Source organism: Frigidibacter sp., assembly GCF_030695035.1.
Taxonomy (GTDB): domain Bacteria; phylum Pseudomonadota; class Alphaproteobacteria; order Rhodobacterales; family Rhodobacteraceae; genus Frigidibacter.
The window spans coordinates 133,210-158,857 of record NZ_JAUYTT010000025.1; the positions used below are offsets into that span (position 1 = coordinate 133,210).

Genomic DNA, 25,648 nt, shown 5'->3' on the forward strand with positions numbered 1-25,648 from the left:
CATGACCCTCTGGATCCCGATCACGCTGGCCGCCGCGGCGGTGCAGACGCTGCGCTTCATGCTGCAAAAGCGGCTGAAGGGGGAGGGGCTGTCGGTGGGCGGGGCGACCTTCTCGCGCTTCCTGTTCGGCGCGCCCCTGGCGGCGCTGGCGGCGGCGGTGACTTTGGTCGCGACCGGGGCGGCATTCCCGCCGCTGACGCCGGCCTTCTGGGCCTTCGCGCTGGCGGGCGGTGCGGCGCAGGTGGCGGCCACCTACATGACCGTGGCCCTGTTCGGATTGCGCAACTTCGCGGTGGGGGTGGTGTTCACCAAGACCGAGACGGTGCAGGTCGCGGCCTTCTCGGCGCTGCTGCTAGGCGAGGCGGTCAGCCTGCCGGGCTGGGGCGCGATCCTTGCCGGGCTGGCGGGGGTGCTGTTGCTGAGCTGGCAGACGGGCGCGGCGCGGGGCGGGATGCTCTCGCGCGCCACGATCTACGGGGTCGCGGCGGGGGGCCTCTTTGGCCTGTCCGCCATCGGCTACCGGGGGGCGACGCTGGAACTGGCCCCGGCCGAGTTCTTTACCCGCGCGGTGGTGACGCTGGCCTGCGTGACCTTCGCGCAAAGCCTTGGCATGGCGGCCTGGCTGGTCTGGCGCGAACCGGGGGAGTTGCCGCGGGTGGTTGCGGCGTGGCGGCGCACGATCTGGGTGGGCGTGACGGGGATGCTGGGATCCTTGGCTTGGTTCACCGCCTTCTCGCTGCAGAACGCCGCCTATGTGCGGGCGGTGGGGCAGGTGGAGATCGTGTTCACGCTGCTGGTGTCGGTGCTGGTATTCCGCGAGAAGCTGACGCTGCGCGAGGGCGCGGGCATCGCGCTGGTCATCGGCAGCGTGATCGCGCTGGTTCTGCTGCTGCGTTAAGCCGCGGCGCCGATCCGGCGGAAGGTGGAGACGGGGCCGGAATTGTCGAAAAACGGCACCGTCTCGGGCTGATGCAGCCCCTCGGCGCAGAGCGCGGCGACCTCTGCCAGAACCACCTCGGTGATGAAGGGCAGGTCGAGCTTGCGCGCCTCGGCCAGCGGCACCCAGTGCAGGAAGGACAGCTCATCCGTGGCGCGGCCGAAATCATCGGGATCGCCGCAGACGGCCTCGGCGCTGGCCAGAAAGAACCGCGCATCGAAGCGGCGCGGGCGGCCGGGCGGGGTGATGGCGCGGAATACGAAATGCAGGGGCGAGGCGTCGGGGATGACGCCGGTTTCGGCAAAGCCCGCCCAGTCGGCAGGGTCGGCGCCGGTGGTGGCAGGCCAGGTTCCGGGGCGGCCAAGGCGCAGGCCCGTCTCCTCCCACAGCTCGCGGATCGCGGCGCCGGCAAGGGCGGCGGGCGCGCAGGTTCCTTCCGCCAGCCGCGCGGCGCAGAGGTCATTCAAGGGCGCGGCAAAAGGCAGATCGCCGTCACCGGCATCGACCGCCCCGCCCGGGAACACGAATTTCGACGGCATGAACGCCGCTGCCGCCCCGCGCTGGCCCATCAGCACCGCAGGCCCCGCCGCGCCCTGCCGGACCAGCAGCACGGTCGCGGCATCGCGGATCGGCATGTCGGGGCGGGGGGCGGTCATGGCTTACCCGCGCACCGGGGCGCCGAAGCCATGCATCCGCTTGGCCCATTGGAAGCCGACCATCGCGCCCTTCAGCCGTGGCAGCAAGAACAGCGACAGCGCCACCGTGCCGACCGAGAAGACCGAGGCCATCACCAGCGGATCGGGCCGGAAGGCGACGAAGGCCCACAGGATCACCGGCGCCATGATATGCCCGACGATCAGAATGGTCAGGTAAGCGGGCCCGTCATCGGCGCGCTGGTGGTGCAGCGGCTCGCTGCAGACGGGGCAGGTGTCGCGCACCTTCAGATAGCCCGACATCAGCGGGCCGGACCCGCAATTGGGGCAGCGCTGTTTCCAGCCGCGCTTTAGCGCCGGGCCGAGCGGGCGTTCGGCTTCGTCCTCTGCAAGCGGGAGGATCAGGTCCGGGTCGGTCTGTGTCGCAGTCTGGGTGGCAGTCGGGATGGCAGTCTGGGGCATGGGGTGGGGCATTCCTGTTGGCGCACGCGTTTATCCCAAGAAACATGGGGACGCGGAAGCCGGAACAGAGAGCTTGTGCGAAGATGTCGCAAGAATGTGCCTTTTCCCGCCGGTTTTGGCCCGCGAGGGGGGCATTGGGGCGGTTTCGGGCTGGCTGGCTGCGCCCCTCACGCAGCCGTGACGACGGAATTGCAGGCCTCCTCCGTTTGACCGGGTATCGAAGGGCGAACGCGCCCCCCACCTGAGGAGAGCACGACATGAAATCCAGAACATTGATGGCCGCACTGGCTGTGGCGCTTGGCACCACCGCGATTGCGGTTCCGGCCTTTGCCGATCGCGGCATGATGCACGGCATGATGAGCGGCATGATGGGGCAAGAGGGCCCGCATGGCATGATGCCCGACTTTGCCACGCTTGATGCCGATGGCGATGGCTCGGTCACCGAGGCCGAGGTGCTGGCCTGGCGCCAGAGCAAGGTCGCAGGCCTTGATGCCGATGGCAATGGTCTGCTGACCGCCGAAGAGCTGGTCGCGCAGGAGATGAAGCAGGCACAGGTCCGGGCCGAGGCCAAGGTGGCGCGGCAGATCGCGGCGCAGGATCTGGACGGCGATGGCGCGCTGTCGGCGGCGGAGCTGATGGCCCCACCGATGCCGATGCAGCTGTTCGACCGGGCCGATGCCAATGATGATGGCGCGGTGAGTGCCGAGGAGTTCGAGGCCGCCAAGGCCAAGATGGCCGAGATGATGCGCGGCGGTGACCGCGATGGCGAGCGTGGCAAGAATCGCGACGAGCGCAAGGGCGAGCGCGGGCAGCACGGGAAAGGCCAAGGCATGGGCGGCCAAGGCATGGGCGGCCAGGGCATGATGGGCGGCCAAGGTGGCCCCGGCGTACAGCCGGGCGCGGTTCCTCCGGCCCCCCCCGTCGTTCCGGGCGCGGCCCCGGCCAACTGATCTGCACCTGACATGAGACGGGGCGCTCCGGCGCCCCGTCCGCTGCCCAGGCCGTGCGGCGCCTTGCGGGATGGGGCAGGCGATTGCACTGGGCGCGATCTGACTATACCTCGGACCAATGAACATGGCCCTCGATCTGCGCAGTGATGTCCCCGACGAGGCCCTGTTGGTGCTCTACGCCAACGGGGATCCCGAGGCCGCGCGGACGCTGACGCTGCGGCTGGCGCCGCTGGCGCTGCGCGTCGCCGCGCGGATGCTGGGAGACCGGACCGAGGCCGAGGATGTCGCGCAAGAGGCGATGCTGCGGCTGTGGCGGGTGGCACCGGGCTGGCGGCAGGGCGAGGCGAAGGTCTCTACCTGGCTCTACCGGGTGACGTCGAACCTGTGCACCGACCGTCTGCGCCGCCGCGGCCGGTCAGTCGCGCTCGATGCGGTGGCCGAGCCCGAGGATGGGCGGCCGGGCGCGGTGGCCGGGCTGATCGAGGCGGATCGGGCCATTGCGCTCGAGGCGGCACTGGCCGCGCTGCCGGACCGGCAGAGGCAGGCGGTGGTGCTGCGGCACCTTGAGGGGCTGACCAACCCAGAGATCGCCGAGATCATGGAGATCGGCGTCGAAGCGGTCGAAAGCCTGACGGCGCGGGGCAAACGCGCCTTGACCGCCGCCCTGTCGGGGCGGCGCGAGGAATTGGGGTATGACAATGGCTGATCCGCACAACACGACCGATCCCGAGATCGCGCTGGAGGCGTTCTTCGCCGCCGGCCGCAGTGCCGCGGCAGAGCCTTCGGCGACCTTCCTTGCGCGGGTTCTGGCCGAGGCCGAGGCGGTGCAGGCGGAACGCGATGCCCCGATTGCAGAGCCCCCCGCGCCGCAGCAGGGGCTTTGGGCCGGCATCATCGCGGCCCTGGGTGGCTGGGGTGGCGCCGGCGGGCTGGCCACCGCAACAATGGCCGGGGTCTGGCTGGGCTTTGCCGGGGTGCAGGGCTCTGGCACGCTGACCGCGTTTCTGGCCGCGCCCGAAGAGGCGGCCGTGACATTGGAACTGATCCCGGAATTCGACAGCTTCGTGCTGGCGGCGCTGGAAACGGAGGGCTGAGATGACGACAACGGGCCAACCCGCCGCTGCGACCCGCAGCCCGCGCTGGATGCGGATCGTGCTGGTGCTGTCGCTGGCGCTGAACCTTGCCGGGATCGGCGTGATCGCGGGGGCGGCGCTGGCGCATTCCAAGCGCCCGCCGCGCCCGCCGATTGTCAACGATCTTGGCTTTGGCCCTTATACCGATGCGCTGAGCAGCGAGGATCGCCGCGCCCTGCGCCGCGCCTTTATCGAACGGGCGCCGGATTTTGGCGACCTGCGCAAGCTGATGCGCGCCGATTTCGACCGGCTGCTGACGGTCCTGCGCACCGAGCCCTATGACGCCGCCGCCGCCACCGAGGTGATCCAGGCGCAGCGCGAGCGCGCGCGGCAGGGTTTCGAGCTTGGGCAGGATCTGCTGCTGGAGCGGCTTGCCGCCATGGGCCCCGAAGAGCGCGTGGCCTTTGCAGGCCGCCTGGAAAAGGTGCTGTCCGGCCCACCACGGCGTCCGGGCACGGGGCCGGACGGGGAGAGGGACGGCGCGGAGGACTGACTTGGGGCGCCTGGGGCCCGGGCTGAAGGGGGCTTTGCGCCCCCCACACCCTTCGGGCTCCCCCCGCAGGATATTTGGACAAGGCAAAGGGGCAGGGGGCGCCGGCTTTGGCACGCCCGAACGGCCATCGAGGTCGGCTCGGCAGCTTCGCGGGACTTGCGCCCGGGAGCGGGTGTTGCGGCAGGCGTCGATGCAGCTAGGCGGCGGGCCGGCTTTTCGCAGCGCCCCGGGCACCGACCCCGGATGCGGACGGCCCGACCCTTCTGCGCCGCTGAGCTGATCGGGCTTTTGCGCCGACTGCAGTCGCCGCCGGGGGCTGTGCGTCCCCACGCCCTGCGGGATGTTTGGAAAAAGCCAAGGCACGGGGTGCAGTTGGGCGCAATCCCGGGGCTGTCCGGGGAGGGCCGTTCCGCCACTGGCGCCCCGGGGAGTCGGTGGCGCCCGGTCTTTGTCCGAGGTGACCCGCGACCCGTCTATGGCATTCGCCGCCGTGGCGGTGGGTTGAAGGGCGGGGGGGCGCGGTGCGGCGCCCTGCATGCGCGGCCATCGAACAGGTGTCGGCGCCCCAGCCCGGTGCTGTGGAGTGTATCCGGACGGGCAAAAGACCTGCGCGGGCCTGGGCTCCACCGCAGCGAGGGATGCCCTGCCCGCCAAGCCCGGCCCGTGGGCGCTACGCCGCCGGGCGGCTGATGGTCACCAGGTTGCGGCCCTCGGCCTTGGATCCCAGAAGCGCGTGGTCGGCGCGGCACATCAGCTCATCGACCGGGGCGGTGGCGTTGCGGGGGCCGCCGCCGATGGCAAGGCCGATCGAGACGGTGATCGGCACCGCGCCCTGGCCGAAGGGCAGCGTCACCGGGCGCTCCTCGATCACCCGGCGCAGGCGTTCGGCGGTGTGGCGCCCGGCCTCGAGCTGGGTGTCGGGCATGGCCACCAGAAACTCCTCTCCTCCCAGCCGCGCCACCAGATCGACGGCGCGCAGGTTTGATCGCAGCCGTTCAGCCACCTCGACCAGCACCGCGTCGCCCGCGGCATGGCCCCAGCCGTCATTGACCAGCTTGAAGCGGTCGAGATCCAGCAGCATCAGCGCAAAATGCCGGCTGGTCTGGCGGGCGCGCTCGGCGATGCGGGCCAGATGCGGCAGCGCGTAGCGGCGGTTGTAGAGGCCGGTCAGCGGGTCGATCACCGCCATGCGCAGCCCGTCGGCAACCTGGGCGCGCAGCCGGTCGGCCTGGCGCTTGCGGCGGATCTGGCTGCGCAGGCGCAGCGCGATTTCGGCAGGGCAGGCGGTGGCGGCGATGACATCCGAGGCGCCAAGGTCCAGCGCCATCGCCGCGGTTTCGGGTGCCAGCGGCGGCAGCGCGATGCAGATCGCGGCGTGCCGCGTGGCGCTGCGCGAGCGCAGCTCCGACATCAGCCGCAGCCCCTCGCCGGGCTGGGCGAGATCGGCGGCGAGCAGGAACAGGTCGGGCGCGGGCTGGCCGGTGCCGGGCTGGGTTTCGGCCAGCACATCCTCGCGCCCCAGCACCAGCAGGCGGTCTTGCAGATGCGGGACCAGATCATGCTTCCAGGCCAGCGCCGTCTCGCGCCTTGCCGCGACCAGCGCGATGGTGCCGGGGGCGTCGAAGCCATCGGCCACCTCCGCAAAGCCAAGCTCGCGGCTGGTGGTGTCGCGCAGGCGCAGCTCTTCCTCGGTCTCGCGGGCGCGCAGCAGGCTGCGCATCCGGGCCAGCAGCACCACCTCATCCAGCGGTTTGGACAGGAACTCATCGGCGCCGGCGCGCAGGGCGCGCAACTTGCTGGCGGCATCGCGGAAGGTGCTGACCATCACCACCGGGATCGCGCGGGTCGCGGGATCGTCCTTCAGCGCGGTGCAGACGGCGATGCCGTCCATGTCGGGCAGTTGCACGTCCAGAAGGATCAGGTCGGGCCGCTCGGCCCTTGCCAGCCGCAGTGCCTCGGTTCCGGTGGCTGCCTGCAGCGTGTCGTAGCAGGCCGAGGCGAGCTTCACCTTCAGCACGATACGATTCGTCGCTACGTCATCCACGATCAGGATCTTGCCTGTCATCGCAGTCTCCGCTTTCCTGCGCCCCGATAAGTCCATACTTCGTTTCCAAAGGTTAAGATTTCCTTTCCGGCCTTAACACGGGGCCGTGAGGGCAGGGGGAGGGCGCATGGCAGAAGGCATGATGACGCGCGGCGCGGCCGAGGTTCTGGCGGTGCAGGCGCTTGGCTGGCTCGCGGCGGATGACGAGCTGTTCGGCAGCTTTCTGGGCAGCACCGGCGCGGGCGTCGACGAGGTGCGCGGCCGGGCGGCGGACCCGGAATTCCTGGGCTCGGTGCTGGATTTCTTGCTGATGGATGACGCCTGGATCACCGGGTTCTGTGATGCCGCCGGGCTGCGCTACGACGCGCCGATGCAGGCCCGGGCGGCGCTGCCGGGCGGGGATGCGATGCATTGGACGTGAGGCGGGCCCACGAGTCGCCTTTGCGTTGCAATCGAACCCCGGATCGGCCAGTCTTGGACTCCGGGAGTAGGAGAGCGCATGGCCGATATCCGAGCGATCATCTTCGACAAGGATGGCACCTTGTTCGACTTCGAGGCGACGTGGAGCGCCTGGGCGCGAAGCCTGTTGCTGGATCTTGCGGCGGGCGATAGCGGCCGGGCCGAGCGGCTTGGCGAGGCGATCGGGTTCGACTTCGCCCGCAGCCGGTTCGCGGAGAGCAGCCTCGTCATTGCCGGAACCCCGGGAGAAATCGCCGAGGCATTGCTGCCGCATGTTCCCGGGGCCAGCCCGCTGACGTTGGTCGCCCGGATGAATGCTCTCGCCGCCGTCGCCCCGCAGGCCGAGGCGGTGCCGCTGGCCCCGCTTCTGGGGGCGTTGCGCGGGCGCGGGCTTCGGCTCGGCGTCGCCACCAATGATGCCGAAGGCCCGGCCCGGGCGCATCTGGACAGCGCGGGCGTGCTGGGGATGTTCGATTTCATCGCCGGCTTTGACAGCGGCCATGGCGCGAAACCGGCGCCGGGGCAGCTGCTGGCCTTTGCCGAGGCGATGGGCCTGCGCCCCGCTGAGGTGGCAATGGTCGGTGACAGCCGCCATGATCTGCACGCGGCGCGGGCCGCCGGAATGGCCGCCGTCGCGGTCCTGTCGGGCATCGCGGGCTCTGCGGAACTGCAGCCCTATGCCGATGTGGTGCTGCCCGATATCGGCCATCTGCCGGGCTGGCTCAGCGCCGGGCGCGGCGAAACTCAGGCGGCCGAGACGGCGGCCTGACGCTGCCGCACTGGCCGCACCCCGAAAACGACACCTCCATGTCGCGGAAAGCCGCGAACCGCCCCGCGCGCGCGCCCAATTCTGGCGCAGCAGCAGGGAAGGGCGGGCCATGGCAGTCGCAGCGGAAGACGAGGGCAGGCGGAAACGGGCAGGCGGGCGCGCCGGCCATGCCCGCCGCGCGGGCAGCCACGCCATCGAGCAGATGTCCTGGCGCATCCCGCAGAACCATGACCGCCCGACCGAGCCGATGGGGCCCGAGGGCGTTCTGGCGATCCACAACGGCGCGATGCGCATCCTGCGCGACATCGGCATCCGCTTCCTGAACGACGAGGCCCTGGCGATCTTCCGGCAGGCGGGCTGCAAGGTCGATGGCAACACCGTCTTCATGGACGAAGACTTCGTGATGGAGATGCTGGGCCGCTGCCCCGAGGAGTTCACGCTCACCCCCCGCAACCCCGAGCGCGCCCTGCCCATCGGCGGCAAGGCGCTGCTGTTCGGCAATGTCTCCTCGCCGCCGAACTACTGGGATCTGGAAACCGGCAAGGTGCCGGGCTTCATGGAAGGCTTCCGCAGCTTCATGAAGCTGACCCAGTATTTCAACTGCATCCATTTCGCGGGCGGCTATCCGGTGGAGCCGGTGGATGTTCACGCCTCGGTCCGGCATCTGGACTGCCTTTATGAAAAGCTGGTGCTGACCGACAAGGTCGTCCACGCCTATTCGCTGGGGGCGGAGCGGATCGAGGATGCGATGCAGATGGTGCGTATCGCGGGGGGGATGACGGAGGAGGAGTTCCGCGCCCGCCCGCACATGTATACCAACATCAACTCCGTCTCGCCGCTGAAGCACGATCACCCGATGATCGACGGCGCCCTGCGCTGCGCCCGCGCCGGGCAGGCGGTGATCGTGACGCCCTTCACGCTGGCAGGCGCGATGGCGCCGGTCACGCTGTCCGGCGCGGTGACGCTGTCGATTGCCGAGGCGCTGTCGGCCATCGCGCTGATCCAATATGCCGCCCCGGGCGCCCCTTGCGTGATCGGCACCTTCACCTCCAACGTCGACATGAAATCCGGCGCGCCCGCTTTCGGCACCCCCGAATACATGCGCGCGACCCAGATGACCGGGCAGATGGCGCGGTTCTACAAGCTGCCGCTGCGCTCGTCCGGGGTGTGCGCGGCGAACGTGCCCGACGGGCAGGCGATGTGGGAGACGTCGAATAGCCTCTGGGCCTCGGTCCAGTCCGGCACCCACATGGTCTATCACGCCGCCGGCTGGCTGGAGGGTGGGCTGATCGCCAGCCCCGAGAAATTCGTGATGGATTGCGAAGTGCTGCAGATGATCCAGCGCTATATGGAGCCCGCGACCTGGGCCACCACGCCCGAGGATATCGCCATCGAGGCCATCGCCGAGGTCGGCCCCGAGGGCCATTACTTCGGCTGCCAGCACACGCAAGAGCGCTACACGACCGCTTTCTACGCCCCCATCGCCAGCGACTGGCGCAACTTCGAGGCCTGGCAACAGGACGGAGCGATGTGGACGCCCGAGCGGGCGCACCGCATCTTCAAGGCGATCCTGGCCGAGTTCGAAGCGCCGCCGATGGATGCGGGGGTGCATGAGGAACTGAAGGAGTTCGTGGCCCGGCGAAAGGCGGAAGGCGGCGCGCCTACGGATTTCTGAGGGGGCCCACGCCAGCCCGAGACGTCCCACGTTGGATCAATCCTAGCACGCGATAGCCGTGCGGTCTCATTGGCGAAGGCCATCGCCTTCGCCACGTCGCGCCTTGGCAATTTGCACCGGACGGGGCCCCCAAAGGGCCCGGCCAGCGCTCGCCTCCCGGCCCGGCCACGGGCCGGGCGTTCTTCGCGGAAATCCTCCACTGGAGGATTTCTTGTCGCTCATCACCCCCCGGCGGGCGCTTCTCGCCCGCCAGGTCGGGCTCTGTCCTCACTCGGTCTCGGGTTGCCAGCGGCACCGGGGGCATCCGTCCCGCCCGAAGGCACCGCGTCGGGTGCCGTCATGGCAAAGGCCACCGCTTTCCGCCACTGGCCCCCGCCCGGCGAAGGGGATAGCCTCTGCCGCGCAAGGCAGGAGTGACCAGCATGAGTGACAGCATCACGGACCCGGGCACCAGCTTCACGCCCGAACGGCTGCGGCTGGCGGGGTTTGGCGCGCTGGCGGGCCTTTGTGGCTGGCTGCTGACCGAGGTGCTGGCCGAGGACCTGGGTGGCACCCGGCTGCATCTGGTCCTGACCGTGCTGGCGGGAGTGTTCTTTGCCGATGCGCTGGCGATGGCTGGCCAGATGCGCGCCCGCGCAGCCGTGGCCAGCGCCGCGCTGGTGGCCCTTCCGGTCGCCGGCCTCGCGCTCTGGGCCAGCCTGCGCTTTGCCAGCGTCGAGGATATGCTGCGCAGCCCGCACCAGGTCGTCGCCGGCCTGCTGCTCGCCGCCCTCCCGGTGCCCTTCCTGATCGCCCGCGGCGTCGGCGCGGGCTGGCGCGACTACCCGGCGTTGTTCCTCGCCGCTTGGAACATCGTCGTGCGCTATGCCGCCGCCTGGCTGTTCACCGGCGTGGTCTGGGCGGTGGTGTTCCTGTCCGACACGCTGCTGTCCCTCGTCGGGATCGAGGTCATCGACTGGCTGATCTCAGAGGTGGAGCTGGTCCCCTGGGTCCTCACCGGCGCCGCGCTTGGCCTTGGCCTCGCCGTCGTGTCCGAACTGGCCGAGCTGGTCTCGCCCTACCTCGTGCTGCGGCTTCTGCGCCTGCTGTTGCCGCCGCTGCTGGCCGTGATGGTGATCTTCGCCCTGGCGCTGCCGTTCCGGGGCCTCAGTGGCCTCTTCGGCACCTTCTCTGCCGCCGCCACCCTCATGGCCATCGCCATGGGCGGCGTCGCCTTGATCTCCATCGTAGTTGATCAGAACCATGCCGAGGCCGCGCGCACGCCGCTGATGCGCGGCGCGGCGCGGGCAATGGCCCTGCTGCTGCCGGTCCTCGCGGGCCTCGCCGTCTGGGCGGTGCTGCTGCGCATCGGCCAGCATGGGCTGACGCCCGAGCGGGTGGCGGGCGGGGTCGCGGCGCTGGTGGTGATGGGTTATGCGCTGCTCTACGCGGCATCGGTTCTCTCTGGCGCGGCCTGGATGGACCGCATCCGCCAGGCCAATATCGCCATGGCGCTGGCGGTAATGGCGGTCGCGGCCCTGTGGCAGACCCCGCTGTTGAACGCCGAGGCGCTGTCGGCCAGCGATCAGCTGGCGCGCTTTCAGGACGGCCGCATCGCCGTGGTGCAACTGCCGCTGCATGAGATGCGGTGGGACTGGGGTCGCCCCGGCGCCGCGGCGTTGGCCGAGCTTGGCACCATCACCGGCCACCCCGATCAGGCGGCCCTGGAAGCGCGGCTGGCCGATGTGACCTCCTCCGCCGACCGCTATGCCTCCTCATCCGAACCTGCGGGTGCCCCGGCTGTCGATGCGCTGCGCGCCAGCCTCACGGTCCTCCCCGATGGTCGTGAGGCGCCGGACTGGCTGTTGGCCGACCTGCGCCAATGGGAGACCGACAGCTGGGTCGAATCCTGTGCGCGCACCGATGATGCCGGCCGCCCCGGCTGCGTCATGGTGCTGGGGGATTTCATCACCACTGAACCCGGCGAAGAAGCGCTGCTGTTTCTGCATGGTGGCGGTGACAGCGTGATCCGGCAGGGCTTCATCGCTGCCCGCAGTACCGAATACCGCGCCTCGGCTATCTTCCTTGCCCCCGCGGCAGAGCCGGGCGCAGCGGCGCTCTTCGCTGCGCTGCATTCGGGCGATTTCCGCATCGGCCCCGCTTCGGTTTCCGCCTTGCATATCGGCGCGGCCGAGGTCCTGCTGATGCCCTGGCCCTGAGCAGGGGCGGGCCGCAGGGCCTTCGCGTCAAACTGTCCCGATCCCGCCGCCGCAGGTTTGCGCTTTATAAACCTTGCCGCGCCTAGCCTGCTGTCCAGTGGGAAAAGGGGTTCGGAATGCACGGTCTAGTCAACCGTTCGCTCCAGTGTTTCTTGCGCGATACCTATGGGGGGGACCTGTGGGACGCGGTGGCACGACGGGCGGGCATCGGGCCGGACGGGTTCGAGGCGATGCAGATCTATGACGATGCGCTGACCGAGGCGGTGCTGGGGGTCGCGGCGCAGCGGCTGGCCAAGCCGCCCGAGGCGCTGCTGGAGGATCTGGGCGCCTATCTGGTGTCGCTGGAGCCGCTGCGGCGGCTCTTGCGCTTTGGCGGGGTCGGCTATGCCGATTTCCTGCACTCGCTGGACGATCTGCAGGGCCGCGCGCAGCTGGCGCTGCCGGACCTTGGCCTGCCGGCGCTGCGGCTGGTGGCGGCGCCCGGCGGGCAGTTCGCCCTGCATCTGGGCGGGGGCGATGTCGCGGGCTGCACGATGGCGCGGCTGGCGCCGCCGGTTCTGGCCGGGATGCTGCGCGCGATGGCCGATGATTACGGCGCGCTGGTGCTGATCGAGCTGTCAGGGCCGCAGGGGGCGGGTCGCGCCGGCGCCATCCACATCGACCTGCTGCAGGCCCGCTACGCCAAGGGCAGGCGGTTCCACCTTGGGCTGCCTGTGGCGGAGGTGGCACCATGAGGGCGGCTTTGCCCCCCGCCGCACGGCGCGCCGCGGCGCAGGAAACCGCCACGCTGGCGGCACTGGCCGGGACAGGCCCCGCACCCGCCGCGCTTCCCATGCCGCCGATGGCAATGCCCGATCTGTCGCAGCTCTCGCCCGATCTTCTGGGCGTGCTGATGCCGATGTTCCTGTGGCTCGATGCCCTGGGCCGGGTGCAGGCGGCGGGGCCGACGCTGCGCAAGGTCTGCGGGCGGGCGCTGCGGCCCGGTGTGTCGCTGTTCGACATGTTCGTGATCACCCGTCCACCGCGGTTGACCAGCATGGCCGATCTGCGCGCTCACGGCTCTGGCAGGTTGCATCTGGCGCTGCGCGCCCGGCCCCGCACCGGGCTGCGCGGGATCGCGGTTCCGCTGGGGCCGGGGCTGGAGGGTGGGATGCTGTTGAACCTGTCCTTTGGCCTGACCGTGGCCGACGCGGTGCGCGACCATGCGCTGACCGACAGCGACTTCGCGCCGACCGACCTGACGGTGGAAATGCTCTATCTGATCGAGGCGAAAAGCGCGGTGATGGGAGAGTTGCGGGGCATGAACCTGCGGCTGGAACGCGCGCATCGTAACGCGGTGGCCGAGGCGCTGACCGATCCGCTGACCGGCCTTGCCAACCGCCGCGCGCTGGAACTGGCGCTGGAGGCTGCGATGCAGGCCGGCGGGCGGTCCGAGGCGGTGCCGCCCTTTGCGCTGGCGCATCTCGACCTCGATTTCTTCAAGCAGGTCAATGACACGCTTGGTCATGCCGCGGGCGATGCGGTGCTGACCGAGGTGGCGCGGATCCTTAAGGCCGAGACCCGCAAGCACGATCTGGTGGCGCGCGTTGGCGGCGACGAATTCGTGCTGGTGCTGCGCATGATGACCGACCCCGCCGCGCTTGAGGCGCTGGGGCGGCGGATCATCGCCCGGCTGGAAGCGCCGGTGCTGGTGGGCAGCGGCGCCGCCACGATCTCTGGCAGCCTGGGCGTGGTGCTGTCGGTGGACTACGCCGATCCCGCGCCCGAACGGATGCTCGCGGATGCGGATCGGGCGCTTTATGCCTCCAAGCATCGCGGACGGGCCGCGGTCACGATCCTGAGGCCGGAATAAAAGCTATTACAACGGATTGCGCGTCGTTCTTCATGTAATGTCTTAAGTGGGTTCCGGCCCCTGCGGATCCTTGCACCTGCGCGCTTTTCCGGGGGCAGCGGTGCGCGCTCTGGCTTTGCCGGTGAACAGGCGGCAAGCTGGGGTGGAGGCGTTGCGGCGGGGGGCTGCGGCGATTGCGGGAGGAGCGCGGATCATGGACTCATTCGGTTTTGCCACCACAAAGGCATTGGTGTTTCGTCCGGGAGCAGCGGCCGACTTGGCCTCGGTCGCCGGTGCGCTGCTGGGGTCGCGGGTGCTGCTGGTCACCGATCCGGGGCTGCGCCGGTTGGGGTTGTGCGATCCGGCGATTGCCTCGCTGTCGGCAAGGGCCGAGGTCGCGGTGTTCGACGCGGTGGAGGCTGACCCCTCGCAGGCGACCCTGATGGCCGCGGTGGCCGCGGGGCAGGCCGTGGGGGCGACCGGGGTTGTCGGCTTCGGCGGCGGGTCGTCGCTGGATGTGGCGAAGCTCGCCGCGTTGCTGCTGGGATCGGGCGAGGATCTGGAGGCGGCATGGGGCGTGGGCAATGCACGCGGCCCGCGCCTGCCTTTGGTGCTGGTGCCGACGACCGCCGGCACCGGGTCCGAGGTGACGCCGGTGTCGATCATCACCGTGGGGGCAGAGGAGAAGCGGGGTGTCTCCTCACCCGTGATCCTGCCCGACATTGCGGTGCTGGATGCCGATCTGACGCTGGGACTGCCGCCGGCGATCACCGCTGCGACCGGGGTGGATGCAATGGTCCATGCCATCGAGGCCTATGCCTCGGCCAGCCCCAACAACAACCCGCTGAGCAAGATGCTGGCGCGTGAGGCGTTGCGGCTGCTGGGGGCGCATATCGAGACGGCGGTAGCGGAGGGCAGCAACCGCGCGGCGCGGGGCGCGATGCTGCTGGGGTCGATGCTGGCCGGGCAGGCCTTTGCCAACAGCCCGGTGGCGGCGGTCCATGCGCTGGCCTATCCGATTGGGGGCATCTTCCACGTCCCGCATGGCCTGTCGAACGCGCTGGTGTTGCCGCATGTGCTGCGCTTCAACGCGCCGGTGGCGGGCGGGGTCTATGCCGAGATCGCCGCAGATGCCTTCCCCGCGCTGGCCGAGGTCGGGGCGCAGGCACGCTGCGCCGCCTTCATCGAGGCGCTGGAGCAGCTGGCGCTGCGGTTAAACATGCCGGTTCGGCTGCGTGATGTCGGCATCCCCGAGGAGGCGCTGCCGCGAATGGCCACTGAGGCCATGAAGCAGCAGCGGCTGCTGGTGAACAACCCGCGCCCGGTTACTGAAGCCGATGCGCTGGCGATCTACCGCGCGGCGTGGTGACGGGGCGGCTTCCGCTGCCGGGATAATTGATATACTAGCATCTCAATCTGGTGCCGCCCCCGCGCGGCGTGGGAGGGGATGCCGATGCCAGTTCAGACGCCGCTTCAAACGGGCGGCCGCGCCGCGCTGATCGCGGTGGCGCTGATGGGGATCGCGGCGGTGCTGAACGGCGCTGATGCGGTGATCGTGCGGCTGCTGGCGGGCGAGGTGCATCCGCTGATCATCGGCTTCACCCGCGCCGCCTTTGGCCTTGCGGTCGTGCTGCCCTGGATCCTGACGCGGGTGGACCTTGCCGCCTCGCCCTATCGCTGGCTGCACGTGCTGCGGGCGGGGCTGAAGCTGGCCTCGCTGGTGGCGTTCTTCGTGGCCTTTGCCCATGCGCCGTTGTCGGATGTGGTGGCGATCAACTTCACCATGCCGATCTTCCTGACGCTGGGGGCCTGGGCGGTGCTGGGAGAGCGGATGACGCTGCCCAAGCTGCTGGCCGTCGTTGCAGGCTTTGCCGGGATGCTGATCGTGATCCGGCCAGGGGAGGGCGGGGTGAACCCGGCGCTGGCCTTTGCGCTGGCCGGCGCGGTGCTGACGGCGGTGATCCAGCTGATGCTGCGGCGCATGGCACTGCGCGACACCACCGACCGGCTGGTGGCGTGGAACCTTTTGACGATGGCGCCGCTTGGCCTGCTGGCGGCGCTGTTCGTGTGGGAAACGCCCACGCCAGCGCAGTTCGGCCTGCTGGCGCTGCAGGGAGCGCTCGGGGCGCTGAACATGACGCTGCTGACGCGGGCCTTTGCGCTGGCCGAGGCCTCGTTCCTGGCGCCGCTGGATTTTCTGCGGCTGCCGGTGGTGGCGGGGATGGCCTTCGTGTTCTTCGGCGAGGTCGCGGGCGCCTCTACCTGGATCGGGGCGGCGGTGATCTTCGGGGCCACGCTGATTGCCGCCGGCGGGGCGCGGTATGGCCGCTGGCGGATGCCACCGGACGGGCCTTGAACCGCCAACAGCGGCGGTTTTGCAAATAAGCGGTTCACAAAAATCTCAGATACACTAATATTTCAATTGGACCCAGGGAGACGATTCGTCTTTCCGGTCCGCGGGCGCGTCCGGGCGAGCGGGCGGGCCGGCATTCACCGGAAGTTTGGGGAGGAGACATTCCATGACACATAGACTGACATGCACCACGGGCCTGCTGCTGGGGGCGCTGCTTGGAACGGCGGCCTTCGCGCAGGACGACAATGCCGTGACCATCGTGCTGAGCGAGGAGCTGGAGCTGATCGACCCCTGCATGGCGTCGCAGTCCAATATCGGGCGCGTGCTGCTGCAGAACATCTCTGAAACGCTGACGGTGTTCGAGCCGAGCACGGCCGAGCTGCTGCCCAAGCTGGCCGAAAGCTGGGAAGAGACCGAGGCCGGCACCTGGCGCTTCAAGCTGCGCAGCGGTGTCAGCTTCTCGGACGGCACGCCCTTCGGTGCCAGCGATGTGGTGCATTCGCTGGAACGCTCGATCAGCGACCAGATCAGCTGCGAGATCGGCGGCAAGTATTTCGGCGGCTTCGAGATCAAGGCCGTCGCGGTGGATGACACCACGGTTGATATCACCTCGGACCCGGCGCAGCCGATCCTGCCGCTGCTGATGTCCTCGCTGACCATCGTGCCGGAAGAGACGCCGCTGGAATATGTGCAGACCCCGGTCGGCACCGGCCCCTACGCGATGACAGAGCGCAACATGGGCACCGATATCGTGCTGGAACGGCGCGAGGATTATTGGGGCGAGATGCCGGCAGTGGCCAAGGCGACCTACATCTTCCGCAGCGACAGCGCGGTTCGTGCGGCGATGATCGAGGTGGGCGAGGCCGATATTGCCCCGGTGATCAGCGAGCTGGACGCGACCAACCCCGATACCGACTTTGCCTATCCGAACTCGGAAACCACCTACATGCGGCTGGACCATGCCACTGCCCCGACGGATGACCGCCGGGTGCGCGAGGCGCTGAACCTTGCCGTGGACCGCGAGGCCTTCATCGGCACGCTGATGGCGCAAGAGGCGATCCTTGCCACGGCCGTGGTGCCGCCCTCGACCGCGGGCTACAACGCGGACCTCAAGCCCTATGCCTTCGATCCGGACCGCGCCCGCGAGCTCTTGGCCGAGGCCAAGGCGGATGGCGTGCCTGTGGAGACCGAAATCCGCATCATCGGCCGCATCGGTCTTTTCCCGAACGATGCCGAGGTGCTGGAGGCGCTGATGGCGATGTTCCAGGATGTGGGTTTCAACGTGACGCTCGAGATGCTGGAAGTGGGAGAATACAACTCCTACTACAACCGCCCCTTCGCCGAGGGCCGCGGCCCGCAGATGGTCAGCGCGCAGCATGACAATGCCAAGGGCGACCCGGTCTTCTCGATGTACTTCAAGTACGGCAGCGAGGGGCAGCAATCGGGCCTTGTCTATCCCGAACTGGACGAGATGATCGCCAAGGCCACCGCGGCGACAGGTGAAGAGCGCGCGGCGCTGTGGTCCGAGGTGATGACCAGCATCCATGAGGAGCATATCGGCGACGTGCTGCTGTTCCACATGGTCGGCTTCAGCCGTGTGAGCCCGCGTCTGGACTTCAAGCCCACCATCGCCACCAACTCCGAGCTGCAGCTGTCGCAGATCGGCTTCAAGTAAGACACGGGACGGGGCGGCAGCTTTGCCGCCCCGTTGCCATCAAGGGAGGGACGGGCATGAAAAAATTCATCGGAAAACGGGCCGTGGCCAGCGCGATTTCGCTGGTCGGGCTGGTGGTCCTGGTCTTCTTCCTGTCGCGGCTGACAGGCGATCCGACCGACCTTTACCTGCCTGTCGATGCCTCGCTTCAGGCGCGCGAGCAGTTCCGCGAGATCAACGGGCTGAACGATCCCTTGATGGTGCAGTTCGGCCGCTATGTCGCCGATCTGGCGGTACTGGATTTCGGCAATTCCATCCGCCGTTCGCGCCCCGCGATCGACGTGGTGCTGGAGGGGTTCGCCTGGACGCTGTGGCTGGCCTGCGTGACCATGCTGCTGGTGACCTTCGCCGCCATCGTCATCGGCTCGCTGGCCGCGTTCCGGGTGGGCGGGGTGTTCGACCGCATCGCCACCTTCTTCTCGCTGATCGGCGCCTCGGCCCCCGATTTCTGGATCGCCATCGTCGCCATCGTCGTCTTCGCGGTGAACCTGCGCTGGCTGCCGACCTCTGGCACCGGGACGATCTGGCACTGGGTGCTGCCGGTGTCGGTGCTGTTCATCCGGCCCTTCGGGCTGATCTTGCAGGTTGTGCGCGGATCGATGATCGGGGTGCTGTCCTCGGCCTATGTGAAGACCGCCCGCGCCAAGGGCGTGCGCAACCGCCCCATCATCTTCGTGCACGGGTTGCGCAACGGGATGCTGCCGGTGATTACCGTGATCGGCGATCAGGCCGCCGGCATCCTGAACGGGGCGGTTGTGGTCGAGACGATCTTCGGATTTCCCGGCATCGGCAAGCTGATGATCGACAGCATCTTGCAGCGCGACTTCAACGTGGTGCTGGCCGCGATCATGGTTTCGGCGCTGGCGATCTTCCTCATGAACCTGCTGATCGACCTTGCTTATGCGATGCTCGATCCGCGCATCCGGTATTGAGCAATGACCATGACCCAGACTGCCCCCCTTATCGGCCAGCCGCGGCGCAAGAGCGGCCTTGCCACCGTCATCGGCCTGCTGTGGCGCGACAAGTTCGCCTTCTGCGCCGCGCTGTTCCTGCTGGTCGTGATCGTCTGCGCGCTGATCGGGCCCGCGCTGCTGGAGGATGCCGCGACCAAGCAGAACCTGCGCGGCCGCAACGCCCCGCCTTTCGACATGGCCCGCGACTGGGAGTTCTTCTTTGGCGCCGACGCCCTTGGCCGGCCACTGCTGGTGCGGATCATCGTGGCCGCCCAGAACACAATGATGATCGCGGCGGGGGCGGTGTTCTTTTCGGCCCTGATCGGGTCCACCCTCGGTCTTGCCGCGGGCTGGCTGAAGGGCCGGGCAAGCCAGGTGATCTTGCGGCTGGGGGATGTGATCATGTCCTTCCCCTCGCTGCTGCTGGCGGTGATCGTGCTCTACATGCTCGACCCGTCGGTCTTCAACATCATCATCGTGCTGGCGATCACCCGCATCCCCGTCTACCTGCGTACCGCCCGCGCCGAGGTGCTGGAGGTGCGCGAGCGGATGTTCGTGCAGGCCGCCAAGGTCATGGGCGCATCCGACCTGCGCATCGTGTTCCGCCATATCCTGCCGGTGGTGCTGCCGACGCTGCTGACCATCGCTACGCTGGATTTTGCCTTCGTGATGCTGGCCGAAAGCTCGCTGTCCTTCCTGGGCATCGGCATCCAGCCGCCGGAGATTACCTGGGGCCTGATGGTCAGCCAGGGGCGGCCGTATCTGACGAATGCGTGGTGGCTGTCGTTCTGGCCGGGTCTGGCGATCATCCTGACGACGCTGTCGCTGAACCTGCTGTCGAACTGGATGCGCATCGCGCTGGACCCGGTGCAGCGCTGGCGGCTGGAAATGGGAGGGCGCAAGAATGACTGACCATCTGCTGGAAGTGTGCGATCTGTCGGTGGAGTTTCACACCGCAGGCGGCACCGTGAAGGCGGTGCAGGATGTCAGCTGGCACCTCGACCGCGGCGAGACGCTGGCGATTTTGGGCGAAAGCGGGTCGGGCAAGTCCGTCTCCGCCTCGGCGATCATGAACCTGATCGACATGCCGCCGGGCAAGATCACCAGCGGGCGGATCTTGCTGAACGGCGCGGACATGCTGAAGATGAGTGCCGAGGAGCGGCGGCGCATCAACGGCGCGCGGATCGCGATGATCTTTCAGGACCCGCTGGCGCACCTGAACCCGGTTTATACCGTCGGCTGGCAGATCGCCGAGATGATGACGACCCACGGCACCCCTGCCGCCGAGGCGCGGAACCGGGCGCTGGCATTGCTGGAACGGGTCGGCATTCCGCAGCCCGCCGAGGCGATGGTGAAATACCCGCACCAGTTTTCGGGCGGGCAGCGGCAGCGGCTGATGATCGCCATGGCGCTGGCCTTCAAGCCTGACATCCTGATCGCGGATGAGCCCACCACCGCGCTCGACGTGACCGTGCAGGCGCAGGTTCTTGCCCTGCTGGAAGAGCTGCAGGCCGAAACCGGGATGGGGCTGCTGCTGATCACCCATGACCTGGGCGTGGTGGCAGAGATTGCCGACCGCGTGGTGGTGATGAACAGCGGCCGCATCGTGGAGACGGGCAATGCAGCCGAGGTCTACAGCAACCCGCAACATCCCTACACGAAAAAGCTGATCGGCGCCGCCCCCGGCAAGGGTGCCATGCCCGAAGAACGCGACCGGGGCGGCGAGCCGCTGCTTCGGGTCCAGAACCTCTCCAAGCATTACGGCGCCTTCCATGCGCTCAAGGGCGTCAGCTTCACCATCATGCCGGGCGAGACCGTGGCGGTGGTGGGCGAAAGCGGCTCTGGCAAGTCGACGCTGGCCCGCGCGCTGCTGCGGCTTGAGGAACCCTCGGGCGGGCAGGCCTTCTACAAGGGCCGCGATCTGGTGACGATGGCGCCGAGGGACTTGTTCGGGCTGCGGCGCGAGATCCAGATGGTGTTTCAGGACCCGACCCAATCGCTGAACCCGCGGATGTCGGTCTATCAGCTGATCTCCGAAGCCTGGGCGATCCACCCCGAGATCCTGCCGCGCGGCCAGTGGCGCGCGCGGGTGGCGGAGCTGCTGACCAAGGTCGGCCTGTCGCCCGACATGGCGCAGCGCTATCCGCACCAGTTTTCGGGCGGGCAGCGCCAGCGCATCGCCATCGCCCGCGCGCTGGCGCTGGAACCGCGGCTGATCGTCTGCGACGAGGCGGTGTCGGCGCTGGACGTGTCCATCCAGGCGCAGGTGATCGAGCTGCTGGAGGGGCTCCGCCGCGAGTTTGGCCTGTCATACCTGTTCATTGCCCATGACCTGCCGGTGGTGCGCGATTTCGCGGACCGTGTTATCGTGATGAAGGAGGGCGAGATCGTCGAAGAGGGCACTGTCCGGCAGATCTTCGATGCGCCCCGTGAGCCCTATACCCGCGCGCTGCTGGCCGCGAGCCTGGACCCCGATCCCGAGGTGCAGGCCCGTCGCCGCGAGGCCCGCCTTGCCGAAGGATTGCTGACCGCATGAAACCCGATCTGCTTGTTGCCTACCCGACCCGCCCGCGCCAGATGGCGCTGCTGGAAGAGGCCTATACCCTGCACCGGCTCGACCTGGCGAGCGACAAGGCGGCGATGCTGGCCGAGGTTGGCCCGCGCTGCACGGCGATGGTCTGCAATGGTCATGTGACCGTGGACGAGGCGTTTCTGGCGCAGCTGCCGGCGCTGAAGATCGTCGCCTCCTCCTCGGTCGGATATGACACGATGGATGTGCCGGCGATGACCCGCGCCGGGGTGCGGTTGACCAACACGCCTGATGTGCTGACCGATGACGTCGCCGATACCGCGCTGATGCTGTTGCTGGCGGCGCGGCGGCAGCTGGTGCAGGGCGACCGGCATGTGCGCACCGGCGAGTGGGGCCGCAGCGGGCCGATGCCGCTGACGCGCAGCACGGCGGGCAAGACCGTCGGCATTGTCGGGCTGGGGCGGATCGGCAGTGCGATTGCCAAGCGCTGCGAGGCCTTGGGGCTGGTGGTCGGCTATTTCGGGCGCAGCGAGAAGCCGGACACGGGGTATCGCTATTTCGATGACGTGGTGGCGCTGGCCGAATGGTCCGACATCCTGATCGCCGCGACCTCGGGCGGGGCAGGGACCCGGGCCATCGTGTCCGCCGCGGCGCTGGAGGCTTTGGGGCCCGAGGGCAGCTTCATCAACATCGCCCGCGGCTCGGTGGTGGATGAACCGGCGCTGATCGCGGCGCTGACGGAGGGGCGGCTTGGTACTGCCGGGCTCGACGTGTTCGAGAACGAGCCCTTCCCGGATACGGCGTTCCGCGATCTGGAAAATGTCGTGCTCTACCCCCACCACGCCAGCGGCACCGAGGAGACCCGGGACAAGATGGCGCAACTGGTGGTGGACAATCTGGCGGCGCATTTCGCCGGGCGCGAGCTGCTGACGCCGGTCAACTGAGCCTTCGGGGCGTAGCTCGAGGGTCGCGCTCCGATCAGGCGAAGTAGTCGGGATATTCCTGGCGCAGATCCTCGACCCGCGCGACGGTGCGGCTCAGGTGGTCGCGGATCGCGGCGATTGCGGCCTCCGGGTCCTTGGCTGCAATCGCGTCGATGATGGCCCGGTGGCCATCGAGGATGGTCAGGATCTTGCCCGCCTCTGGCAGATGCAGCCGCCGCACCCTCTCCAGATGCCCCGAGCGCTCGCGTACCAGCTGGTGCAGCCCAGAACGGCCGAGCCCGGCAAAGAGGGTCTGGTGGAACAGCTCGTCCAGCTCCTGGAAGATCGCGAGCTGCCCGGGATCGTCGGCCACCGCTTCTTGCATCTTGATGATCGACCGGGCGCGGGTGATGGTGGCAGGCTCGCAGCCCTCTGCGAGGCGGCGCACCACCTCGGTTTCCAGGGCCACGCGCAGGAAATGCGCCTCGTAGATCTGCGGCACGTCGATGCGTGTGACGACGGTCTTGGACTGCGGATAGATCCGCACCAGCCCGTCCTGCTTGAGCCGCTGCATCGCTTCGCGGATCGGGGTCTGGCTGACATCATAGGTGCCGGTCAGGTCGGTGCGCGACAGCGTGGTTTCGGGGGGCAGCTCCAGCGTGATGATCCGCTGGCGCAGGCTGTCATAGACCCGTTGCACCGTGCCGCCGCCCTGCAGCGAATGGCCGGTATCGGCCAGTCCAAACGTGGCGGCGAGCGAACTGTTCATGGCACCATCCTCTTTCCCCGGAACGTAAGTCGTCCGCACCCTCTACACAATATGACAAATATGGCTATTGATATACCTGACCAACTGAAATATTAGTATTGATGTGGAAACGGCCCCGCCGAATCCGCGCCAGACTTGCCGGGAGGGCCCCATGAGCACCAGGAAAACCTATGCAGAGCTGCGCTCTGCCCGTTGGATGGCCCCCGATGACCTGCGCTCGTTCGGGCATCGGTCGCGCACCATGCAGATGGGCTATGGCCCGGAAGACTGGGAGGGCAAGCCGATCATCGCCATCCTCAATACCTGGTCCGAGGCGCAGCCCTGCCACATGCATTTCCGCGACCGGGCCGAATGGGTGAAGCGCGGGATCCTGCAATCGGGCGGCTTCCCGATGGAGCTGCCGGCGCTGTCGCTGTCCGAGAACTTCGTGAAGCCGACCACCATGCTCTACCGCAACATGCTGGCGATGGAGACGGAGGAGCTGCTGCGCAGCCACCCGATCGACGGCGCAGTGCTGATGGGCGGCTGCGACAAGACCACGCCGGGGCTGGTGATGGGTGCGGTCAGCATGGGGATCCCGTTCCTGTTCCTGCCCGCCGGCCCGATGCTGCGCGGCAACTATGCCGGCAAGGCGCTTGGGTCAGGCACCGACGGGTTCAAGTTCTGGGATGAACGCCGCGCCGGGACCATCTCCAAGGAGGAATGGGTCGGCATCGAGGGCGGCATCGCCCGCAGCTATGGCCATTGCATGACCATGGGCACCGCCAGCACCATGACCGCGATTGCCGAGGCGATGGGGCTGACGCTGCCCGGCGCCTCGTCGATCCCGGCGGCGGACGCCAACCACCAGCGGATGAGCGCGACCTGTGGGCGCCGGATCGTCGATATGGTCTGGGAAGACCTGACGCCCGAGAAGATCCTGACCCCCGCCGCGATCACCAATGCGGTGACGGTGGCGATGGCGACGGGCTGTTCGACCAATGCCATCATCCACCTGATCGCCATGGCCCGCCGCGCCGGGGTGCCGCTGGAGCTGGACGATCTCGACCGCATCGGCCGCACCACGCCGGTGCTGGCGAATATCCGCCCTTCCGGCACCACCTACCTGATGGAGGATTTCTTCTATGCGGGCGGGCTCCGCGCGCTGATGAAGCAGCTGGAGAGCAAGCTGGACCGCACCGCCATCACCGTCACTGGCCGCCCGCTGGTCGAGGGTCTGGACGCGGTGAAGGTCTATAATGACGACGTGATCCGTCCACTGTCGAATCCGGTCTATCATGAGGGCTCGCTGGCGGTGCTGAAGGGCAATCTTGCGCCCGATGGCGCGGTGATCAAACCCGCGGCCTGCGATCCGAAGTTTCACCGCCACACAGGTCCCGCACTTGTCGCGGACAGCTACCCCGAGCTGAAGGCGATCATCGACGATCCCGACTATCCGATGACGCCCGATACCGTGCTCGTGCTGCGCAATGCCGGGCCGCAGGGCGGGCCGGGGATGCCGGAATGGGGCATGATCCCGATGCCCAAGGCGCTGCTGAAGCTGGGCCTGCGCGACATGGTGCGCCTGTCCGATGCGCGGATGTCGGGCACCTCCTTTGGCGCTTGCGTGCTGCATGTCTCGCCCGAGGCCTGGGTCGGCGGCCCGCTGGCCCTGCTGCGCACGGGGGATATGGTAGAGCTGGATATCCCGAACCGCAGCCTGAACATGCTGGTGCCCGCCTCCGATCTGGCAGAGCGCAAGGCGGCCTGGGTCGCCCCGCTGCCCCGCTTTGAGCGCGGCTATGGCTATATCTTCGCCAAGCATATCGAGCAGGCCGACAAGGGCTGCGACTTCGACTTCCTGCGCCGCGAGTTCGGCGGCCCGACCCCCGACCCCGTCATCAACTGAAGTGCCCCGAAGGATCCGATCATGAACCCTGCCACCCGTGACAAGCTGATGGGCGTTTCCGTCGCCACCCTGTGCTCGGCGCTCTACAAGCGCGGGCTGCGCAACCAGACCATCCAGGACGTGCGCCCGGTCGCGCCCAAGGGCCGCAACATGGTCGGCCCGGCCTTCACCCTGCGCTACATGCCGGCGCGCGAGGATCGCAACCCGATGTCGGTGTTCCGCAATGCCGACCATCCGCAGCGCGTGGCCATCGAGACCTGCCCCGAAGGCGCGGTGCTGGTGATGGACAGCCGCAAGGATGCCCGCGCCGCCAGCGCAGGCGACATTCTGGTGACGCGGCTGATGGTGCGTGGCGGGGCAGGGATCGTCACTGATGGTGGCTTTCGGGATTCGATGGTGATCGCGGGGCTGGACATTCCAGCCTATCACCACCGCCCCTCGAGCCCGACGAACCTGACGCTGCACGAGGCCATCGACATGAACGTGCCCATCGGCTGCGGGGATGTGCCGGTGTTCCCGGGCGATATCGTGGTGGGCGATGATGACAGCGTGATCGTGATCCCGGCCGAGATTGCCGACGAGATCGCCGATGAGGCGGTGGAGATGACCGCCTATGAGGATTTTGCGGTGGAGCGGGTCAAGGGCGGGGCCACGATCATCGGGCTTTATCCGGCAACGGATGAGCGCAACCTCGCGCTGTTTGACGAATGGCGCAAGGCGAACGGGCGCTGAGGCGCCCTGCAACTCAATGACTTGGAAGGACGCGCAATGACACAGGACTTCACCCCCCATGGCAAGCACCTGATCGCTGGCGAGTGGGTCGCCGGCGCGGCGACCTTCCGGTCGGAGCCGGCCTCTGGCCCGGCGCATGAGTTTGCCATCGGCACGCCGGATCTGGTCGATCAGGCCTGCGA

At 68.4% G+C, this 25,648-nt stretch carries 24 protein-coding genes; 20 read left to right on the top strand and 4 right to left on the bottom strand.

Annotation, left to right across the window (positions count from 1 at the left end; genetic code table 11):
- Window position 1 precedes the first annotated feature (1 nt).
- Entirely contained in the window at window positions 2-898 is an 897-nt protein-coding gene (locus Q8S30_RS20615) for a DMT family transporter (RefSeq protein ID WP_305667897.1), read from the top strand.
- Here the strand turns inward: Q8S30_RS20615 and Q8S30_RS20620 are convergent.
- Together Q8S30_RS20620 and Q8S30_RS20625 are read right to left on the bottom strand one after the other, a co-directional pair.
- A complete protein-coding gene (locus Q8S30_RS20620) occupies window positions 895-1,593 on the bottom strand; it encodes an NUDIX hydrolase (protein WP_305667898.1) in 699 nt (232 codons plus the stop codon). The genes Q8S30_RS20615 and Q8S30_RS20620 overlap by 4 nt on opposite strands.
- A gap of 3 nt (window positions 1,594-1,596) precedes the next feature.
- Entirely contained in the window at window positions 1,597-2,052 is a 456-nt protein-coding gene (locus Q8S30_RS20625) for a DUF983 domain-containing protein (protein WP_305667899.1), read from the bottom strand.
- A 257-nt stretch (window positions 2,053-2,309) separates the two neighbouring features.
- On the opposite strand from Q8S30_RS20625, the gene Q8S30_RS20630 reads away from it, so the two are divergent.
- The 4 genes from Q8S30_RS20630 (at window position 2,310) to Q8S30_RS20645 (ending at window position 4,628) form a co-directional block, all read left to right on the top strand.
- Entirely contained in the window at window positions 2,310-3,002 is a 693-nt protein-coding gene (locus Q8S30_RS20630; protein WP_305667900.1) for an EF-hand domain-containing protein, read from the top strand.
- A gap of 118 nt (window positions 3,003-3,120) precedes the next feature.
- A complete protein-coding gene (locus Q8S30_RS20635; RefSeq protein ID WP_305667901.1) occupies window positions 3,121-3,708 on the top strand; it encodes an RNA polymerase sigma factor in 588 nt (195 codons plus the stop codon).
- On the top strand, window positions 3,695-4,096 hold the full coding sequence (locus Q8S30_RS20640) for a dihydroorotate dehydrogenase (protein ID WP_305667902.1): 402 nt from the start codon (window positions 3,695-3,697) through the stop codon (window positions 4,094-4,096). Before Q8S30_RS20635 ends, Q8S30_RS20640 begins: the two co-directional genes overlap by 14 nt.
- 1 nt (window position 4,097) lies before the next feature.
- A complete protein-coding gene (locus tag Q8S30_RS20645; protein ID WP_305667903.1) occupies window positions 4,098-4,628 on the top strand; it encodes a periplasmic heavy metal sensor in 531 nt (176 codons plus the stop codon).
- 670 nt (window positions 4,629-5,298) lie between these two features.
- Here Q8S30_RS20645 and Q8S30_RS20650 read toward each other — a convergent pair.
- Window positions 5,299-6,693, bottom strand: a complete 1,395-nt coding sequence (locus tag Q8S30_RS20650) for a diguanylate cyclase (RefSeq protein ID WP_305667904.1) — start codon at window positions 6,691-6,693, stop codon at window positions 5,299-5,301.
- 106 nt (window positions 6,694-6,799) lie between these two features.
- Between Q8S30_RS20650 and Q8S30_RS20655 the strand changes: the two genes are divergently transcribed.
- The 13 genes from Q8S30_RS20655 to Q8S30_RS20715 all read left to right on the top strand — a co-directional run bounded on the left by Q8S30_RS20655 (window position 6,800) and on the right by Q8S30_RS20715 (window position 22,098).
- Window positions 6,800-7,093, top strand: coding sequence for a DUF3572 domain-containing protein (locus tag Q8S30_RS20655; protein WP_305667905.1), 294 nt, complete (start codon window positions 6,800-6,802; stop codon window positions 7,091-7,093).
- A gap of 78 nt (window positions 7,094-7,171) precedes the next feature.
- On the top strand, window positions 7,172-7,900 hold the full coding sequence (locus tag Q8S30_RS20660; protein ID WP_305667906.1) for an HAD family hydrolase: 729 nt from the start codon (window positions 7,172-7,174) through the stop codon (window positions 7,898-7,900).
- A 109-nt stretch (window positions 7,901-8,009) separates the two neighbouring features.
- A complete protein-coding gene (locus tag Q8S30_RS20665; protein ID WP_305667907.1) occupies window positions 8,010-9,575 on the top strand; it encodes a trimethylamine methyltransferase family protein in 1,566 nt (521 codons plus the stop codon).
- A gap of 422 nt (window positions 9,576-9,997) precedes the next feature.
- Entirely contained in the window at window positions 9,998-11,773 is a 1,776-nt protein-coding gene (locus tag Q8S30_RS20670) for a DUF4153 domain-containing protein (RefSeq protein ID WP_305667908.1), read from the top strand.
- A 116-nt stretch (window positions 11,774-11,889) separates the two neighbouring features.
- Window positions 11,890-12,507: a heme NO-binding domain-containing protein gene (locus Q8S30_RS20675; protein ID WP_305667909.1), complete on the top strand. Its 618-nt coding sequence runs from the start codon at window positions 11,890-11,892 to the stop codon at window positions 12,505-12,507.
- Window positions 12,504-13,625 (top strand): diguanylate cyclase, encoded by a 1,122-nt coding sequence (locus tag Q8S30_RS20680; protein ID WP_305667910.1) that lies wholly within the window; start codon window positions 12,504-12,506, stop codon window positions 13,623-13,625. Before Q8S30_RS20675 ends, Q8S30_RS20680 begins: the two co-directional genes overlap by 4 nt.
- Before the next feature lie 193 nt (window positions 13,626-13,818).
- Window positions 13,819-14,973, top strand: coding sequence for an iron-containing alcohol dehydrogenase (locus Q8S30_RS20685; protein ID WP_305667911.1), 1,155 nt, complete (start codon window positions 13,819-13,821; stop codon window positions 14,971-14,973).
- A gap of 84 nt (window positions 14,974-15,057) precedes the next feature.
- Window positions 15,058-15,960, top strand: a complete 903-nt coding sequence (locus tag Q8S30_RS20690) for a DMT family transporter (RefSeq protein WP_305667912.1) — start codon at window positions 15,058-15,060, stop codon at window positions 15,958-15,960.
- Between the two features lie 163 nt (window positions 15,961-16,123).
- Window positions 16,124-17,632 carry an ABC transporter substrate-binding protein gene (locus Q8S30_RS20695; protein ID WP_305667913.1) on the top strand — a complete coding sequence of 503 codons (1,509 nt, stop codon included), beginning with the start codon at window positions 16,124-16,126 and terminating at the stop codon, window positions 17,630-17,632.
- 56 nt (window positions 17,633-17,688) lie between these two features.
- Window positions 17,689-18,603 (top strand): ABC transporter permease, encoded by a 915-nt coding sequence (locus Q8S30_RS20700; protein ID WP_305667914.1) that lies wholly within the window; start codon window positions 17,689-17,691, stop codon window positions 18,601-18,603.
- A 9-nt stretch (window positions 18,604-18,612) separates the two neighbouring features.
- Entirely contained in the window at window positions 18,613-19,536 is a 924-nt protein-coding gene (locus Q8S30_RS20705) for an ABC transporter permease (RefSeq protein WP_305667915.1), read from the top strand.
- Window positions 19,529-21,160 (top strand): ABC transporter ATP-binding protein, encoded by a 1,632-nt coding sequence (locus Q8S30_RS20710; RefSeq protein ID WP_305667916.1) that lies wholly within the window; start codon window positions 19,529-19,531, stop codon window positions 21,158-21,160. The genes Q8S30_RS20705 and Q8S30_RS20710 overlap by 8 nt, the downstream gene beginning before the upstream one ends.
- Window positions 21,157-22,098, top strand: a complete 942-nt coding sequence (locus Q8S30_RS20715; protein WP_305667917.1) for a 2-hydroxyacid dehydrogenase — start codon at window positions 21,157-21,159, stop codon at window positions 22,096-22,098. The genes Q8S30_RS20710 and Q8S30_RS20715 overlap by 4 nt, the downstream gene beginning before the upstream one ends.
- Before the next feature lie 34 nt (window positions 22,099-22,132).
- On the opposite strand, the gene Q8S30_RS20720 is transcribed toward Q8S30_RS20715, so the two are convergent.
- Window positions 22,133-22,846: a GntR family transcriptional regulator gene (locus tag Q8S30_RS20720; protein ID WP_305667918.1), complete on the bottom strand. Its 714-nt coding sequence runs from the start codon at window positions 22,844-22,846 to the stop codon at window positions 22,133-22,135.
- 151 nt (window positions 22,847-22,997) lie between these two features.
- Between Q8S30_RS20720 and araD the strand changes: the two genes are divergently transcribed.
- Window positions 22,998-24,734 carry an L-arabinonate dehydratase gene (gene araD / locus Q8S30_RS20725; protein WP_305667919.1) on the top strand — a complete coding sequence of 579 codons (1,737 nt, stop codon included), beginning with the start codon at window positions 22,998-23,000 and terminating at the stop codon, window positions 24,732-24,734.
- Between the two features lie 21 nt (window positions 24,735-24,755).
- Window positions 24,756-25,466 carry a ribonuclease activity regulator RraA gene (locus tag Q8S30_RS20730; RefSeq protein ID WP_305667920.1) on the top strand — a complete coding sequence of 237 codons (711 nt, stop codon included), beginning with the start codon at window positions 24,756-24,758 and terminating at the stop codon, window positions 25,464-25,466.
- Window positions 25,467-25,648 lie beyond the last annotated feature (182 nt).